We start from the raw sequence: 14589 nt of genomic DNA, 5'->3' as shown, positions 1-14589 counted from the left end.
ATGGAGGCCAAACGAGCCTCTGCGATGCGCTTCCAGCCTTCCTTCCTCGACGAGATCCGCGATCGGGTGCCGATCTCCGCGGTCATCGGCGCGCGCGTGTCGTGGGACCGGCGAAAGACCAATGCCTCGAAAGGCGACTGGTGGGCCTGCTGCCCCTTCCATGGCGAGAAGAGCCCGTCCTTCCACTGCGAGGATCGTAAGGGCCGCTACCATTGCTTCGGCTGCGGCGTATCGGGGGACCACTTTCGTTTCCTCACCGAACTTGACGGTCTCAGTTTTCCCGAAGCGGTCGAGCGCATCGCCGACATGGCCGGCGTGCCGATGCCGGCGCGCGACGAGCAGGCGGAGGCCAGGGAGCGGCAGCGCGCCAGCCTGACCGACGTGATGGAGATGGCGACCGCCTTCTTCCAGGAGCGGTTGCAGGGCAGCGACGGCGCCAGGGCGCGCGCCTATCTGCGCGATCGCGGCCTGACCTCGGCCACGCAACAGGGTTTCCGCCTCGGCTATGCGCCCGACAGCCGCAACGCGCTGAAGGAATTTCTGGCATCCAAGGGCGTCGAGAAGGCGCAGATGGAGGCCTGCGGGCTGACCGTCTTCGAGGACGTGCCGGTTTCCTACGACCGCTTCCGCGACCGCATCATGTTTCCGATCCCGGATTCGCGCGGGAAGGTCATCGCCTTCGGCGGGCGGGCGATGTCGCCGGACGTGGCGGCGAAATACCTCAACTCGCCCGAGACCGAACTCTTCCACAAGGGCAACGTGCTCTACAATTTTGCCCGCGCCCGCAAGGCACTGGGCAAGGAGGGCACGGTCATTGCCGTCGAAGGCTACATGGACGTGATCGCGCTGGCGCAGGCCGGCTTCGAGAACGCGGTGGCGCCGCTCGGCACCGCGCTGACCGAAAACCAGATGGAACTTTTGTGGCGCATGGCCGGTGAGCCAATCTTATGCTTCGACGGCGACCAGGCGGGCCTGAAGGCGGCGTGGCGCGCGGCGGACCTGATCCTGCCGTCGATCCAGCCCGGCCGCACGGCGCGCTTTGCGCTGCTGCCGGAAGGCAAGGACCCCGACGATCTCGTCAAGGCGGACGGGCCGGACGCTTTTCGCGCCGTGCTTTCCGAGGCGCGGCCGCTGGCCGACCTTTTGTGGATGCGCGAGACGGCCGGTGGCGTCTTCGACACGCCGGAGCGCCGGGCGGAACTGGAAAAGACGCTGCGCGAACTGACCAGCCGCATCCGCGACGAGAGCGTGCGCTACCACTACCAACAGGAGATGCGCGACCGCGTGCACTCCTTCTTCGGCGCGCAGCGCGGCGGCGGCCGGGAGCGTCCCGGCGGGCGCGGCCAGAACCAGGGCTGGAAGCAGGGGCAGGGCGGCCAATGGTCGCGCGGCGGCGGTGCCGGCGGGCGCGGCGCCATCACCGAAAGCCTCGGCCGCTCGGCGCTGGTGCGGCGGGCCGGCGAGGCGATGTCGGTGCGCGAGGCGACCATCGTGGTGGCGCTGGTCAACCATCCCCTGCTGATCGACGAGAATTTCGAGCATGTCGAGTTCCTCGACCTTGCAAACGGCGATCTGCGCCGGCTGCATACGGCGCTGCTCGATGCGCTGGCGCATGACCTTGCCACCGACCGCAACGCGGTGGTCGAGGCGATCGACCGGGCCGGCTGCCGAGACGTGTGGGAACGCGCGGTGGCGCTGGTGCGGCGCACGCGCCAATGGCCGGCGCTCGAGGCGGCTGCGATCGAGGATGCCCGCGACGCCTTCACCCAGGCGCTACACTTGCACCGCAGCGCGCGCACCTTACATAGGGAGCTGAAACAGGCGGAAGCAGCACTTGCCAGCGATCCGACCGACGAAAATTATCGGCATCTGGTCGAAATCCAGGCGCAGTTCCGCGACGTGCAGGCCACCGAGGCGCTGATTGAAGGCTTCGGCGTGTCTTCCGGGCGAGCCGGCCGGGTTTGAGTGCGAGCAGGCATTTGATTCGCTTTTTTAGTGCGAATCATGCGACAGGCGCTTGACCTTCCAGTGGAATGACGGAATCAGGACGATTCGAAACGTTAACCCGCATCCGGCATCGACGGGGAAAGAGCGATGTGGAGCACAAGGACTGGACGGGATGAATTCCCGCCACAGATATCAGGGTTAATCTGGACTTAACGCAGAGGCATATACTGGCTTGTCGGCGCGCGCGTGAGCGATTGCAACTGATTTGCCCGATCTGACAGCGACGCGGCCGTGACAGGGCCGCATGGAGACGACAAAGAATGGCGACTAAGGAAAAGGAAGAGGTCGAGAACGAACGCGAGGCCACGAGCGACGGCCCGCTGCTCGACCTTTCCGACGATGCCGTCAAGAAGATGATCAAGGCCGCCAAGAAGCGCGGCTATGTCACGATGGACGAATTGAACTCGGTGCTGCCGTCGGAGGAAGTGACCTCCGAGCAGATCGAGGACACGATGGCGATGCTCTCCGACATGGGCATCAACGTCGTCGAGGACGACGAGCAGGCCGAGGAGGCCGAGGGCGGCGACACTCAGGCGGATGCCGAGGAGGACGCCAACGAGATCGCCGAGCAGACCGGCACGGCGGTCGCGGCCCCGGCCAAGAAGGAACCGACCGACCGCACCGACGATCCGGTGCGCATGTACCTGCGCGAAATGGGCTCGGTCGAGCTCCTGTCGCGCGAGGGCGAAATCGCCATTGCCAAGCGCATCGAGGCAGGCCGCGAGACGATGATCGCGGGCCTGTGCGAATCGCCGCTGACCTTCCAGGCCATCATCATCTGGCGCGACGAACTCAACGAAGCCAAGATTCTGCTGCGCGAGATCATCGACCTCGAAGCCACCTATGCCGGCCCCGAGGCCAAGCAGGCGCCGGTGGTCGAGCGTGTCGACGAAGACGCCAAGCCGAAGCAGGACGAGCCGCGCGGAGCGGCCCGCCGTGCTCGCGGCGAAGAGGAAGACGACATCACCAATGTCGGCGGCGAAAGCCGCGTCGAGGACGACGAGGAAGACGAGGACGAGGCGAATCTTTCGCTGGCGGCGATGGAAGCCGAGCTTCGCCCGCAGGTGATGGAGACGCTCGACGTCATCGCCGACACCTACAAGAAGCTGCGCAAGTTGCAGGACCAGCAGGTCGAGAACCGGCTGGCCGCGGCCGGCACGCTGTCGCCCAGCCAGGACCGCCGCCTGAAGGAGTTGAAGGACCAGCTCATCAAGGCGGTGAAGTCGCTGTCGCTCAACCAGGCGCGCATCGAGGCGCTGGTCGAGCAGCTCTACGACATCAACAAGCGGCTGGTGCAGAACGAGGGCAAGCTCTTGCGCCTCGCCGAAAGCTACGGCGTGCGGCGCGACGAATTCCTCAAGGAATACCAGGGTTCCGAGCTGGACCCGAACTGGACGCGCTCGATCGCCAACCTGACCTCGCGCGGCTGGAAGGAATTCACCCGCAACGAGAAGGACACGATCCGCGACATTCGCGGGGAGATCCAGAACCTCGCCACCGAGACGGCCATTTCGATCCTGGAATTCCGCAAGATCGTCAACCAGGTGCAGAAAGGCGAGCGGGAAGCGGCCATTGCCAAGAAGGAGATGGTAGAAGCGAACCTGCGCCTCGTCATCTCCATCGCCAAGAAGTACACCAACCGCGGCCTGCAGTTCCTCGATCTGATCCAGGAAGGCAACATCGGCCTGATGAAGGCGGTGGACAAGTTCGAATACCGGCGCGGCTACAAGTTCTCGACCTACGCGACATGGTGGATCCGGCAGGCGATCACCCGTTCGATCGCCGACCAGGCGCGCACCATCCGCATCCCGGTGCACATGATCGAGACGATCAACAAGATCGTGCGGACCTCGCGCCAGATGCTGCACGAGATCGGCCGCGAGCCGACGCCGGAGGAACTGGCGGAAAAGCTCGCCATGCCGCTGGAGAAGGTGCGCAAGGTCTTGAAGATCGCCAAGGAGCCGATCAGCCTCGAGACGCCGGTGGGCGACGAAGAGGATTCGCATCTCGGCGACTTCATCGAGGACAAGGGCGCCATCCTGCCCATCGACGCGGCGATCCAGGCCAACCTGCGTGAGACGACGACGCGGGTGCTGGCCTCGCTGACCCCGCGCGAGGAGCGCGTGCTTCGCATGCGCTTCGGCATCGGCATGAACACCGACCACACGCTTGAAGAGGTCGGCCAGCAGTTCTCGGTGACGCGCGAGCGCATCCGCCAGATCGAGGCCAAGGCGCTCAGGAAGCTCAAGCATCCGAGCCGCAGCCGCAAGCTGAGGAGCTTCCTCGACAGCTGAGCTGGAAGATCGCGATGCCGACGATCTGTTATTTCTACGGTATCGCGATCCAGATGTTCTGGAACGATCACGCCCCGCCGCATTTTCACGCACTCTACGGCGAAGACGAAGCGGTCATTGCCATTGAGACGCTCACAGTGATGCGCGGCGGACTACCTCGGCGTGCGCTGGCGCTTGTGATAGAATGGGCCGAACAGCATCGATCGGAGTTGATGGAGAACTGGGAGCTATGTCGGGTGCACGAAATGCCCAGGCAAATCCTGCCGCTGAGATAGAAGCGGAAATTCGCCCCGACCTGCCTTGGAGGGTCGCATCGGTGGCGCCTATGTCTGACTACAGGCTGAAAGTCCGGTTTATCGACGGGCTGGAAGGTGAGGTTCATATGAGCCCGCTTCTTACTTCGCCAAAAGCCGGCGTGTTTGCTTCGCTTCGCGACGAAGCGGTCTTCGACGAGGTCCACCTGCGATGGGGCGCCGTGACATGGCCCGGAAATCTCGATCTGGCTCCCGATGCCATGTATGACGACATCAAGGAATCGGGTGTGAGTGTCGTTGTTCCTTACGAAGATTAATCGACCCTCGCTCTCAATCTGAATCGAAAAACCCGGCCAAGCGATTGACCGGGTTTTGTTTTTGACTCGCCGGGATTGCCGCGTCAGTCCGGCTTGTATTCCTTCGGCGACGGCTCGGCGCGCGGGTCACGGGCGTCGGCTTTGCCGGTGCGCTGGGCCTCCGCCTCCGTGTCGCCCCGGCGCGCGCGCTCGGCCGCCACCAGCACGACGGGGGCCTCGCACCTGGCGACGACGCCGGCAGCCGTCTCGCCCAGGAGCAAGTCCTTGCCCGAACGCTGGGTCACGCCCATCACCACGACGGCCGTGCCCCTGGCGGCTTCCTTGCAGATGGTCTCGGCGGCGGCGCGGCGCGTGCGCAGGTCGGTCTTCACGGCAACGCCGTAGCGTTCGGCCATGTCGGACACGTCCTTCAGCGTCGCTTCCTCGTGCCGGTGCGAAAGCGAGGTGCCGGAGCCGCTTCCCTGGCCGGTGAGCTGCACATAAAGCGCGCGCACGTTTGCACCCGTTGCGCGCGCCATGGTGAGCGCCACGTCGGCGGCGCGACGCGAAACCTCAGTACCGTTCACCGGTACGAGAATGGTCGAGCCTTGATCGAGAACCGGGACCCTGGCGCCCTTGCTCTTGCCCTTGAAGACGAGACACAGCGGACCGTCGAAGCCGCTGGTCAACTCGTCGAGCTTCTTCGAATAGGCGCCCTTCGGCGTCAGCGCCCTGTCGATGCCGACCAGCATCAGGTCATAGCCCTTGCGCGCCTCTTCGGCGACGGATTCTGCGGTGGCCTGGCGGTCGGTGCGGGTGGTGAACTGCATATGGTCGACGGACAGGTTCTCGCCTTCCATGGCGGCGCTGGCACTGACCCTTGCGCCACGCTTCAGCGCTTCCAGATGGCTGTCGGCGGCGCTTTGCGGGTCGCTGCGCGCGGCGAGCGGCAAAAGCGTGGTCGGCATGCCCCTGGCACCGCCGAGCAGGCCCGCAAGCTGGGCCGTGAAGCGACCGATGGCGCTGTCGTCGGCGACCAGAAGCAGGCGTTTCAGCCGGGCGACGAAACCGCGCTCGTCGAGCGTCTCGCGCTCCAGCCGTTCCTTCTCGCCCGGATGCAGCGGGATGCGCGAGAGCGCCCAGCGCAGCATGGGCGGCATCATCAGCGTCGTGGCCACCGCCATGGTGACGATCATGGTGAAAAGGTTGTGCGACAGGATGTTCATCGACAGGCCGATGGTGGCGACGATGACCTCGGTGGAGCCGCGCGCGTTCATGGCGCTGCCGACGGCGAAGGCTTCCTTCCAGGACAGGTTCGCCAGCCGGCTGCCGGCGAAGGCGCCGCTGAACTTGCCGACGCTGGCCACGATTATGAGGCCGAACGTCAAAAGGGCCAGCGTCGGGTCGGCGAGCACCGTGAGATCGGCTTCGAGCCCGGCCATGCCGAAGAAGACGGGCATGAAGAGTGCGGTGATGATGCCGCGCAGTTGGCTCTCGATGCGGTCCGACAGGATCGGCGATTCGCCGACGAGGATGCCGGCGACGAAGGCGCCGAGCACGGTGTGGACACCGATGAAGTTGGTGATCAGCGCCATGGCGCCCATGATGATGAGGATCACCGTGATGACGGCGTATTCGGAGCGCAAGGTGTCGTTGGCCCAGCGGATCAGCACGAAGACGATGCGTCGGCCGACGGTGAGGCTGAGGACCATGAACAGGATGGTGCCGCCTACCGTCGCCAGCAGCGACATTGGATTGAGCGTGCCGCTGGTGGCGATGCCGAAGGTCATAGCGATGACGACCCAGCCGATGGTGTCCTCGATGATGGCGGAGGCGACAATGACCTGGCCAAGGTCGCGGCGCATGAAATTCATCTCGCGCACGACGATGGCGACGATCTTGACCGAGGAGATCGACAGGGCGGTGCCAAGGAACAGGCCGGCGACGAGCCGCTGGTCCGGCCGCGGCAGCAGCGAATCGGGAAGCAGCTGGGCGAGGCCGAAACCGCAGGCGAACGGCAGCACGATGCCCGTCGCCGAGATGGAGAAGCAGGCGGCGCTGACCCGCCGCACGAGCCTGAGGTCGGTTTCCATACCGGTCAAAAGCAGCAGCATCAGGATGCCGAGGTCGGCCATGGCGACGGTCATGCTCTTCTGCGCGGCGTCGGCGGGGAAAATGAAGTGCTGCGCCTCCGGCCACAGCCAGCCGAACAGCGAGGGGCCGAGCAGGACGCCGCCGATGAGCTGGCCCATCACCGCCGGCTGACCGAGCCGTTCCAGCAGTTCGCCGAAGCTGCGCCCGACAACGAGCAGGAGCAGGATCTGGGCGATGAACAGGGCCTCGCTGGCACCGGCGGACTTTTGTTCCTCGGCGCCCCATGCGGCAGTGGTAGCCAACGCCGTGGCTACGCAAAGGAAAGCTGCGATGGGCAGCGCGCGGAAACGCGGCGTTGAACGTGTTTGTGCCTGCATAAGTCCTCGTGAGAGGGGACGGTCCCGACGTGTCTCGATCTACCTACGCGTGCGCCGCCTGCCAGGGCAACCGTTTTCCGGCCATGGACGCCGCTTTACGCGGCCGCCGGGACCGTTATTGTGCGTGTCCCGGAGGCGATGCAATGTCCGTTGAATTCCTCATCACCACGCTCGTCGTCGTGGCTTCACCCGGAACGGGCGCGTTGTTCACCATCGGGGCCGGCCTGTCGCGTGGCGGCAGGGCAGGCATCCTGGCTGCCTTCGCCTGCACGCTGGGCATCGTGCCGCATCTCATCGCCGCGCTGACCGGCCTTGCCGCGCTGTTGCACACAAGCGCGCTGGCCTTCGAGATCGTCAAATACGCCGGCGTCGCCTACCTGCTCTACATGGCCTGGGGGACGCTGCGTGAGCACGGCGCGCTGAAGATCGAGGAGAGGCCGGACGCACGCAGCGCGGTTCAGGTCATAACCGACGGCATCCTCATCAACCTGCTCAACCCGAAGCTCTCGATCTTCTTCGTCGCCTTCCTGCCGCAGTTCATCGCGGCGGGCGAAACGCACGTTCTGGCGCGCATGCTGGAACTGTCCGGCATCTTCATGCTGGCGACCTTCGTCATCTTCTCGCTCTACGGGCTTTGCGCGGCGGCGATGCGCGACCGGATCGTCTCCAGCCCCCGCATCATGATGTGGATGCGGCGCACTTTCGCCGCCGCCTTCGTGGCGCTCGGCGCGCGCCTTGCGGTGCAGCAGCAGTAGGAACCGGGACGCTGGCCGGCACGCAAACGCTCCTGACGATCGCCACGCGCGGGCAGGGGCTTTACGAGTTCACCGATGAGGCGCGCCGCTTTGTCGACGGCGCCGGTATCGATGCCGGGCTTCTGACGGCCTTCGTTCGCCACACGTCCTGCTCGCTGCTCATTCAGGAGAACGCCGACCCCGATGTCCGGCACGATCTCGACGCCTTCTTCCGGCGGCTCGTTCCCGATGCCGATGCGCAATCGATGGCCTATCTGGTTCACCGCGATGAGGGGCCGGACGATATGCCGGCCCATATCAAGGCGGCGCTGACGGCGGTTTCGCTGTCCATTCCGGTCTCGGCCGGACGGCTGATGCTCGGCACATGGCAGGGTCTCTACCTGTTCGAGCATCGCGGTCGGCCGCACCGGCGCGAGATCGTGCTGCATCTGGCCTGACGGGGTCAGGCCGGCCGCGAGTGGCAAAGCAAGCCGACGATGCGCCTTACCGCCGGCAGGACCGCCAGCAGCGTCGGAAAGGCGACCAGCCAGGACAGGCCCCAGGCCGCCATCCACAGCGATATGAAATCGGGCCGCAAGCCGACGCCCTTCAGCGTCGAGATCAGCGAGACGATGAAGGTCATCAGCACCGAGAGCACGAGCGGGCTGACGAAGGCGGCATAGCGCGCAGGCAGCTTCCTGCGTCGAAGTCTGGAAGTCATGGGAATTTCCTCGAAGCGTTCCGGTCGTCACAGGGCATCCTTGCCTTTGGGGCAGGCCCGGCGGGCGGCCGGGGTTGGATGCGTTGCCTGACGTCACACGCTTACGGAAGGCGATGCCTTCGCGGGCTCCTGTAGAGGCTTCGCCTGCGGGATGCAACCCGTGACGATGTATCGTAAGATATATCTTGAAATGGCGCGCGACTGCCTTTATGTGAGATATATCGTAAGACATATCGAAAGGAGTTCCGATGTTCGGACACAGACATAGACACGGTCCCTGCGGCGAGCCGCCGTTCAGGCACATGGCCGGACGCTTCGGCGGGCGAGGCGGCGGTTTCGGCCCGTTCGGCGGCCATGGACCCGGAATGCGCGGCGGCGGTCGCGGCGGCCCGGCCGACATGCTGCGCGCCGGCCGCATGCTGGCCGACGGCGACCTCAAGCTCATCACGCTCCGGCTCCTGTCGCAGACGCCACGCCACGGCTACGACATCATCAAGGCGCTGGAGGAAATCTCGAGCGGCGTCTACACCCCGAGCCCCGGCGTGGTCTATCCGACGCTGACCTTCCTCGAGGAGGCCGGCTACGCCGTCTCGGCCACCGAGGGCACCAAGAAGGTGTTCTCGATCACCGAGGCCGGGCAGGCGCATCTGGATGAGAACCGCGCCATGGTGGAAGGCGTACTGGAGCAGATCGAGCGCTTCGGCCGCAAGATGGCCAAGGCGCGCGAGTGGTTCGGCTGGGAGGACGACAAGGAGGGACGGCGTGGGCGCCATGCGCGCGATCCGCGCTTCCGGGCGCTGCGCCATCGCCTCAAGGCGGCGCTGGCCGATATCGCCGACGCACCGGCCGAAAAGCAGGCCGAGGCGATCGCCATCCTCGAAAACGCCATCCAGGCGATGGAAGCCCTGTCGCGCGACTGAACGCGGCGCAGGAAGGTATGCCATCGTGCGCCGGCTTCCGTCATGGGGCCGGCGCATGGTGCTTGCGGCATGGCATCCGGTCTGCAACAAAGCGGTTGCATCGGGCCGGCCGGGTCCGCCATTGTGGATGCCGAGGAGAATGGCATGTCTTTCCTGAAACGTCTTTTCGGTGGCGGCGGTGCGAGCGAGAGCGCGGATGCCGACGCCAAGCCGGTCAAGCAGGTCGAGCACAAGGGCTTCGTGGTCAGCGCGACGCCCTATAAGGCAGAGGGCCAGTACCAGACCTGCGGCGTCATCACCAAGACGGTCGACGGCGAGGCGAAGGAGCACCGTTTCATCCGCGCAGACCGCTTCGCCGGCCTGGACGACGCCGCCGACATCGCCATCAAGAAGGGCATCCAGCTCATCGACGAGCAGGGCGAGCGGCTGTTCAACTGAGCCCGTTGGCCTGAACTCGCCGGTTCACGTCTTTCCCAATCCCTCGATCAGGGCAGCGATGACCTGCCGGTGGTCGTCAGCGGGAGCGCCGGCGTCCGCCGCCAGCGCCGCACGGTCGAACAGCGCGGCCAACAGCAGCGTCAGCGCATCGACCGGAAGTTTCCTGACGGCGCCCGAACGCATGGCGGCGACAAGCCCTTCGCGCAGCGTGCGGTTGCCGTGGCGGGCGTCGATCTCGTCCATTTCGGTGCGGCCGAGCACGACCGGCCCCTCGAGCAGCAGCAGGCGGGTGCGGCCGGGCGCGCGCATGGCGGCCAGATAGGCGTCCGAGCCGGCCATCAGCGCGTCGCGCGGCGCAAGCGTTTCGGGCGCGCCTGCCTCGATCTCGGCGGCGACAGCCTCCGCCTCCTTTTCAACGACGGCGCGGAACAGCGCCTGCTTGTCGGGAAAGTGGTGGTAAAGCGCGCCGCGCGTGACGCCCGCCGCAGCGACGATCTCGGGCGTGCCGGTCTCCGCATAGGATTTCTCAATGAACAGCAGGCGTGCCGCCGCGATCAGGTCGGCACGAGTGCTTTCGGTGCGCTCGCGGTTGGAGCGTCGCGGTTTCTCATCTTGCATACATGCAGCCTGTATGTTAATTCGTGTTTACATGCAGACTGTATGTTTTTTGATGAAAGATGGAAAGCCATGAAAACAACCAGCTATTATCCGGTGCTGATGACCGGCGACGTCACTGCCACGATGCGCTTCTACGTCGAGCATTTCCGCTTCAAGCCGCTGTTCGAGAGCGACTGGTACGTCCATCTCCAGTCGAGTGAGGACAAGCGGGTCAATCTCGGTATCGTCCAGGGCGACCACGAGACCATTCCGGAAGCCGGCCGGGGCAGGGCGGGCGGCCTGCTGATCAATTTCGAAGTCAGGGACGTCGATGCCGTGCACGAGCGGGTGGCGGCGGCCGGGCTTCCCATCCTGCGTTCCCTGCGAGACGAACCTTTCGGCCAGCGCCATTTCATCACGCAGGACCCGAACGGCGTGCTGATCGACGTCATCAAGCCCATCCCGCCGAGCGCGGAGTTCCTTGCCCAATATGCGCCCGAAGCGGTCGGCGCATAAGAGGCGACGCAGCGTAACCGACGCGAGCCGTGTCACGGGCTTGCACGGCGGTATGGGAGCGGGCAAGGATCGCCATCGAAGATTGGAGGCCGATCATGTCGCTCAAGGGAAAGACGCTGTTCATCTCCGGCGGGTCGCGCGGCATCGGTCTGGCGATCGCGCTGCGCGCCGCGCGTGACGGCGCCAACGTCACCATCGCGGCCAAGACCGCCGAGCCGCATCCCAAGCTGCCGGGCACCATCTATACCGCCGCGGACGAGATCGAGAAGGCCGGCGGCAAGGCGCTGCCGGTGCTGTGCGACATCCGCGAGGAGGGCCAGGTCGCCGCTGCCGTCGCCGCGACGGTCGAAAAGTTCGGCGGCATCGACATCTGCGTCAACAATGCCTCGGCGATCCAGCTCACCGGCACGCTGGAAACCGACATGAAGCGCTATGACCTGATGCACCACATCAACACGCGCGGCACCTTTCTTGTCTCGAAAATGTGCATTCCCCATCTGAAGTTGGCGGAAAACCCTCACATTCTGAATCTGGCGCCGCCGCTCGACATGAAGGCCAAGTGGTTCAAGAACCATGTCGCCTACACGATGGCCAAGTTCGGCATGTCGATGTGCACGCTGGGCATGAGCGCCGAATTCGCCAGGGACGGCATCGCCGTGAACTCGCTGTGGCCGCTGACGGCCATCGACACATCCGCCGTGCGCAACCTGCTCGGCGGCGAGACGGTGGCCTCGATGAGCCGCTCGCCCGACATAATGGCCGACGCCGCCCATGCCATCTTCAACCGGCCGTCGCGCGAGGCGACCGGCAACTTCTACATCGACGAGGAAGTGCTGCGGGCCGAGGGCGTCACCGATTTTTCCCACTACGCACCGGGCGCCAAGGGGCCGCTCGCCGGCGATTTCTTCGTGCCCGACGAGGTGTTCGCACGGACCGACACGAAAGTCGGCAGCCTGCTCTGACGTCTGGACATTTTCGGGGTGGGGATAGCGAGCCTACGCCCGGCTCACCGATCCAGCGTGCCGAGAAGCCGGATAAGCTCGGCCTGCCGCGATACCGACGTCTTGTGGAAGATGACCTTCAGGCGCGTTCGCGCGGTTTCGTAGGAAATGGATTCCAGATCAGCCGCCTGGCGCAGCGTCTTTCCCCCGTTCAATTGCGCAACCAGGCGGACTTCTGCTGGCGTCAGGCCAAAACGGCTCTTCAGGAGCTGCGCAGGATCTTCTTCGACCGCCACCGTTTCGACGGATAGCAGGACATCCGCCGATGCGCCGACGAACGCTCCTCCGGTGCGCAGGGGAACAGCGCGCACGATGACGCTGTCGCGCGGGTCAGACGGGTTTTCGAGCCTTAGCGTCGCGCAGGCGTGCTCGCCGTTCCCGGCTTGCGCAATCAGCCAATGCAGCTGGTGGGGACTGCCCGCCAAGGGCACCACACGGCTATTGCGCACGCCCAGGTAGCGGCCGATCATTTCGTCAAAAGCCGGAGAGGCATGATGGAGCCTCGCCCGGCTGTCGACCCAGGCGTGGGCAACGCCGCAGCCGCTCAACGAATCGACAAGCCTGCAGGCAAGGTGCGCCTGCGCCCGCAAGGCGTAGCGCAACGAGCGGGCCGCCTCGGCGATGAAACGGCCGACCCGCTCTTCTTCCGCGCCGGCATACGCCCTTGGACCGTCCCCGCTCGATGGAGAGCGTCAGGAACGATCCTTTCGAGAACGGGATGAACGAGCCGGCATAGTGAACCGCATTGTATTTGACCGCGAATTCCTGCTCGAACGGGTCCTTTGCAATTTCCTCGGCATCGAACAGGCGCCAGTCGGTCAGCAGGCTGAACTGGCCGCTGCGGGCATGCTGAAGTCCACGCACCATTCGCGGATTTCGCTCGTGCCAGTCGTCGGCGACCAGCAGCCGCACGATCTCCTCGCTGTCGCGCGAGGCGAAGGGCCTGACTTCGTCGGGCGAAACGAGATAGGCAAAGACGTGATCGGCCGCGAACTCGTTCGCAACCATGCGCAGGACATCGGGCCACGCCGCCGTATCCAGTACGGCATCCAGCAGCCGCTCGACCAGCGGATGCTCCATTGTCTCCCCCCAAACCGTCTACATCGTAACTGCCTTCCGATCCCGTTCGCAAGGGCCCGCTCGCAAGGGCAACGGGCGGGCGAGGGAGCTTCAGAACAGCTTGCGCAAATTCACGTAGCCGCCGAGCTGGTCGTATTTATAGATTTCGACGTTGCTGGAGCGCCATTCGTAGAAGGCGCTGATTTCGGGACGAATGCCGTTCCATTCGAGCTGTCCGCTCGAGACGGTCACCTCCGGCCTGATCGTGGTATCCTTGCGATGGTTGCCCCAGAACGGGCTGTATTCGACGAACCACGTTTGCTTCCAGCTCACCTGCGGCGTGACGTCCACATCGGCGATGTCGAGATTGAAGCCGAAATCGACCCTGGTCGAGACATAGTCGTAGAAGTCGTTCCGGCTGTCGAGCATCTCCGCCGACAGGCGCCCGAACACGGTGGCGTTCGGCTGGAAGGTCCAGTCGCCAAAGACATAGCCGCGATAGAACGGCCCGGAAACATCCGCTTCCTGCGAGACCCTGTAGCCGACCTGGCCGCCCAGGCCGACACCGGCGGTGTCGGAAAGCCGGAACCGCTTCCAGGATTCGATCGAGGGCAGCACATAGGAGCCGTGGTTGGCGATCTCGGTGTCGACGCTGACCTGGGCGAAAAGGCCGGGAACGGCGGCTACGCGCCTGCCGGCCGCGATCTGGAACCGGCCCCTGCGTAGGTCATCCTCCTCGAAGAGCCGGGCCGACGCGTTGAACTTCGTCAGATAACCGTTCTGCCAGAGCTTTTCCGCTGAAAACCAGGGTTCGATGCCGTAGGCGGTCTCTTTCCGCGCGGGCGGCTGATACTCCAGGGGCACGCCGTTGAAATAGATCGTGCCGCCCTCGCTGACCTGGGAGGGGTTGCTGTCCGTGATGATCCTGGCACCGTAGCGGACTCGCAGCACGCGCAGTTCCGCCTCCTCGATGAGCGGCAGGATATTGCGCCGTACGGTCTGCGGGGTGCCCGCCTCGAGATAGACCTGCCGGAACAGCGTGAGCGCCCCGGCGCTGTCGCCGGTGCGCAGCAGCAGCAGTCCGAGTTCGAGCCTTATGCGCGGCGCCCCCGTTTCGCTCGCCAAGGCCCGAAGACGCTGGATCGCGACGTCCGGACGGCCTTCGCGGGCTTCGATCATCGCCTGCCTGAAGCCGGCTTCGATCTCGGCCGGCGTGGCGGCGACCGCATTCGTCGCCACGCCTGCAAGCAACAGTCCGGCAAGCACCCCGATGCGGGTCAT

At 65.2% G+C, this 14589-nt stretch carries 16 protein-coding genes; 10 read left to right on the top strand and 6 right to left on the bottom strand.

The features are described 5' to 3' along the window. Positions 1-24: 24 nt before the first annotated feature. The 4 genes from dnaG to E6C48_RS15395 all read left to right on the top strand — a co-directional run bounded on the left by dnaG (position 25) and on the right by E6C48_RS15395 (position 4872). Positions 25-1965, top strand: a complete 1941-nt coding sequence (gene dnaG, locus E6C48_RS15410) for a DNA primase (protein WP_136358771.1) — start codon at positions 25-27, stop codon at positions 1963-1965. A 302-nt stretch (positions 1966-2267) separates the two neighbouring features. After that, entirely contained in the window at positions 2268-4301 is a 2034-nt protein-coding gene (gene rpoD, locus E6C48_RS15405) for an RNA polymerase sigma factor RpoD (protein WP_136358769.1), read from the top strand. Between the two features lie 14 nt (positions 4302-4315). Further along, positions 4316-4576 carry a DUF4160 domain-containing protein gene (locus E6C48_RS15400; protein ID WP_136358767.1) on the top strand — a complete coding sequence of 87 codons (261 nt, stop codon included), beginning with the start codon at positions 4316-4318 and terminating at the stop codon, positions 4574-4576. Then, positions 4486-4872 carry a DUF2442 domain-containing protein gene (locus E6C48_RS15395; protein WP_330998612.1) on the top strand — a complete coding sequence of 129 codons (387 nt, stop codon included), beginning with the start codon at positions 4486-4488 and terminating at the stop codon, positions 4870-4872. The genes E6C48_RS15400 and E6C48_RS15395 overlap by 91 nt, the downstream gene beginning before the upstream one ends. A gap of 83 nt (positions 4873-4955) precedes the next feature. Here the strand turns inward: E6C48_RS15395 and E6C48_RS15390 are convergent, their stop codons facing one another. Then, complete coding sequence (locus E6C48_RS15390; RefSeq protein ID WP_136358763.1) at positions 4956-7322, bottom strand: cation:proton antiporter domain-containing protein; 2367 nt, start codon at positions 7320-7322, stop codon at positions 4956-4958. Positions 7323-7465: 143 nt separating this feature from the next. On the opposite strand from E6C48_RS15390, the gene E6C48_RS15385 reads away from it, so the two are divergent. Both E6C48_RS15385 and E6C48_RS15380 read left to right on the top strand, forming a co-directional pair. Further along, entirely contained in the window at positions 7466-8077 is a 612-nt protein-coding gene (locus E6C48_RS15385) for a LysE family translocator (RefSeq protein WP_136358761.1), read from the top strand. Positions 8078-8088: 11 nt separating this feature from the next. Then, complete coding sequence (locus E6C48_RS15380) at positions 8089-8514, top strand: secondary thiamine-phosphate synthase enzyme YjbQ (RefSeq protein ID WP_136359102.1); 426 nt, start codon at positions 8089-8091, stop codon at positions 8512-8514. 5 nt (positions 8515-8519) lie between these two features. Here E6C48_RS15380 and E6C48_RS15375 read toward each other — a convergent pair whose 3' ends face one another. Continuing rightward, entirely contained in the window at positions 8520-8777 is a 258-nt protein-coding gene (locus E6C48_RS15375) for a DUF2798 domain-containing protein (protein WP_136358759.1), read from the bottom strand. Between the two features lie 248 nt (positions 8778-9025). Between E6C48_RS15375 and E6C48_RS15370 the strand changes: the two genes are divergently transcribed. Together E6C48_RS15370 and E6C48_RS15365 are read left to right on the top strand one after the other, a co-directional pair. Next, the gene (locus E6C48_RS15370) at positions 9026-9697 is read left to right on the top strand and encodes a PadR family transcriptional regulator (protein WP_136358757.1); all 672 of its coding nucleotides are present in this window, start codon (positions 9026-9028) and stop codon (positions 9695-9697) included. 144 nt (positions 9698-9841) lie between these two features. Next, the gene (locus tag E6C48_RS15365; RefSeq protein WP_136358755.1) at positions 9842-10135 is read left to right on the top strand and encodes an HlyU family transcriptional regulator; all 294 of its coding nucleotides are present in this window, start codon (positions 9842-9844) and stop codon (positions 10133-10135) included. 24 nt (positions 10136-10159) lie between these two features. Here the strand turns inward: E6C48_RS15365 and E6C48_RS15360 are convergent, their stop codons facing one another. Beyond that, complete coding sequence (locus E6C48_RS15360; RefSeq protein ID WP_136358753.1) at positions 10160-10753, bottom strand: TetR/AcrR family transcriptional regulator; 594 nt, start codon at positions 10751-10753, stop codon at positions 10160-10162. 69 nt (positions 10754-10822) lie between these two features. Here E6C48_RS15360 and E6C48_RS15355 point away from each other — a divergent pair, with 69 nt between their 5' ends. Then, positions 10823-11248, top strand: a complete 426-nt coding sequence (locus tag E6C48_RS15355) for a VOC family protein (RefSeq protein ID WP_136358751.1) — start codon at positions 10823-10825, stop codon at positions 11246-11248. 95 nt (positions 11249-11343) lie between these two features. Then, complete coding sequence (locus E6C48_RS15350; RefSeq protein WP_136358749.1) at positions 11344-12210, top strand: SDR family oxidoreductase; 867 nt, start codon at positions 11344-11346, stop codon at positions 12208-12210. A 44-nt stretch (positions 12211-12254) separates the two neighbouring features. Here E6C48_RS15350 and E6C48_RS15345 read toward each other — a convergent pair whose 3' ends face one another. The 3 genes from E6C48_RS15345 to E6C48_RS15335 all read right to left on the bottom strand — a co-directional run bounded on the left by E6C48_RS15345 (position 12255) and on the right by E6C48_RS15335 (position 14589). After that, positions 12255-12719 carry a helix-turn-helix transcriptional regulator gene (locus E6C48_RS15345; RefSeq protein WP_136358747.1) on the bottom strand — a complete coding sequence of 155 codons (465 nt, stop codon included), beginning with the start codon at positions 12717-12719 and terminating at the stop codon, positions 12255-12257. A gap of 4 nt (positions 12720-12723) precedes the next feature. Continuing rightward, positions 12724-13329 (bottom strand): hypothetical protein, encoded by a 606-nt coding sequence (locus E6C48_RS15340; protein WP_136358745.1) that lies wholly within the window; start codon positions 13327-13329, stop codon positions 12724-12726. A gap of 90 nt (positions 13330-13419) precedes the next feature. Beyond that, positions 13420-14589, bottom strand: a complete 1170-nt coding sequence (locus tag E6C48_RS15335) for a surface lipoprotein assembly modifier (RefSeq protein ID WP_136358743.1) — start codon at positions 14587-14589, stop codon at positions 13420-13422.

This window comes from Ollibium composti (genome assembly GCF_004801285.1).
Lineage (GTDB): Bacteria > Pseudomonadota > Alphaproteobacteria > Rhizobiales > Rhizobiaceae > Mesorhizobium > Mesorhizobium composti.
Note: the sequence above shows the minus strand (reverse complement) of the source record. Positions and strands in the feature narration are given on the sequence as shown.

Excerpts from the sequence above, each read along its gene's own strand:
- E6C48_RS15345 (WP_136358747.1), bottom strand. The coding sequence starts at position 12,719 with ATGATCGGCCGCTACCTGGGCGTGCGCAATAGCCGTGTGGTGCCCTTG.
- rpoD (WP_136358769.1), top strand. The coding sequence starts at position 2,268 with ATGGCGACTAAGGAAAAGGAAGAGGTCGAGAACGAACGCGAGGCCACG.
- E6C48_RS15370 (WP_136358757.1), top strand. The coding sequence starts at position 9,026 with ATGTTCGGACACAGACATAGACACGGTCCCTGCGGCGAGCCGCCGTTC.
- E6C48_RS15340 (WP_136358745.1), bottom strand. The coding sequence starts at position 13,329 with ATGGAGCATCCGCTGGTCGAGCGGCTGCTGGATGCCGTACTGGATACG.
- E6C48_RS15350 (WP_136358749.1), top strand. The coding sequence starts at position 11,344 with ATGTCGCTCAAGGGAAAGACGCTGTTCATCTCCGGCGGGTCGCGCGGC.
- E6C48_RS15365 (WP_136358755.1), top strand. The coding sequence starts at position 9,842 with ATGTCTTTCCTGAAACGTCTTTTCGGTGGCGGCGGTGCGAGCGAGAGC.
- E6C48_RS15355 (WP_136358751.1), top strand. The coding sequence starts at position 10,823 with ATGAAAACAACCAGCTATTATCCGGTGCTGATGACCGGCGACGTCACT.
- dnaG (WP_136358771.1), top strand. The coding sequence starts at position 25 with ATGCGCTTCCAGCCTTCCTTCCTCGACGAGATCCGCGATCGGGTGCCG.
- E6C48_RS15390 (WP_136358763.1), bottom strand. The coding sequence starts at position 7,322 with ATGCAGGCACAAACACGTTCAACGCCGCGTTTCCGCGCGCTGCCCATC.
- E6C48_RS15385 (WP_136358761.1), top strand. The coding sequence starts at position 7,466 with ATGTCCGTTGAATTCCTCATCACCACGCTCGTCGTCGTGGCTTCACCC.
- E6C48_RS15360 (WP_136358753.1), bottom strand. The coding sequence starts at position 10,753 with ATGCAAGATGAGAAACCGCGACGCTCCAACCGCGAGCGCACCGAAAGC.
- E6C48_RS15400 (WP_136358767.1), top strand. The coding sequence starts at position 4,316 with ATGCCGACGATCTGTTATTTCTACGGTATCGCGATCCAGATGTTCTGG.
- E6C48_RS15335 (WP_136358743.1), bottom strand. The coding sequence starts at position 14,589 with ATGACCCGCATCGGGGTGCTTGCCGGACTGTTGCTTGCAGGCGTGGCG.
- E6C48_RS15375 (WP_136358759.1), bottom strand. The coding sequence starts at position 8,777 with ATGACTTCCAGACTTCGACGCAGGAAGCTGCCTGCGCGCTATGCCGCC.
- E6C48_RS15395 (WP_330998612.1), top strand. The coding sequence starts at position 4,486 with ATGGGCCGAACAGCATCGATCGGAGTTGATGGAGAACTGGGAGCTATG.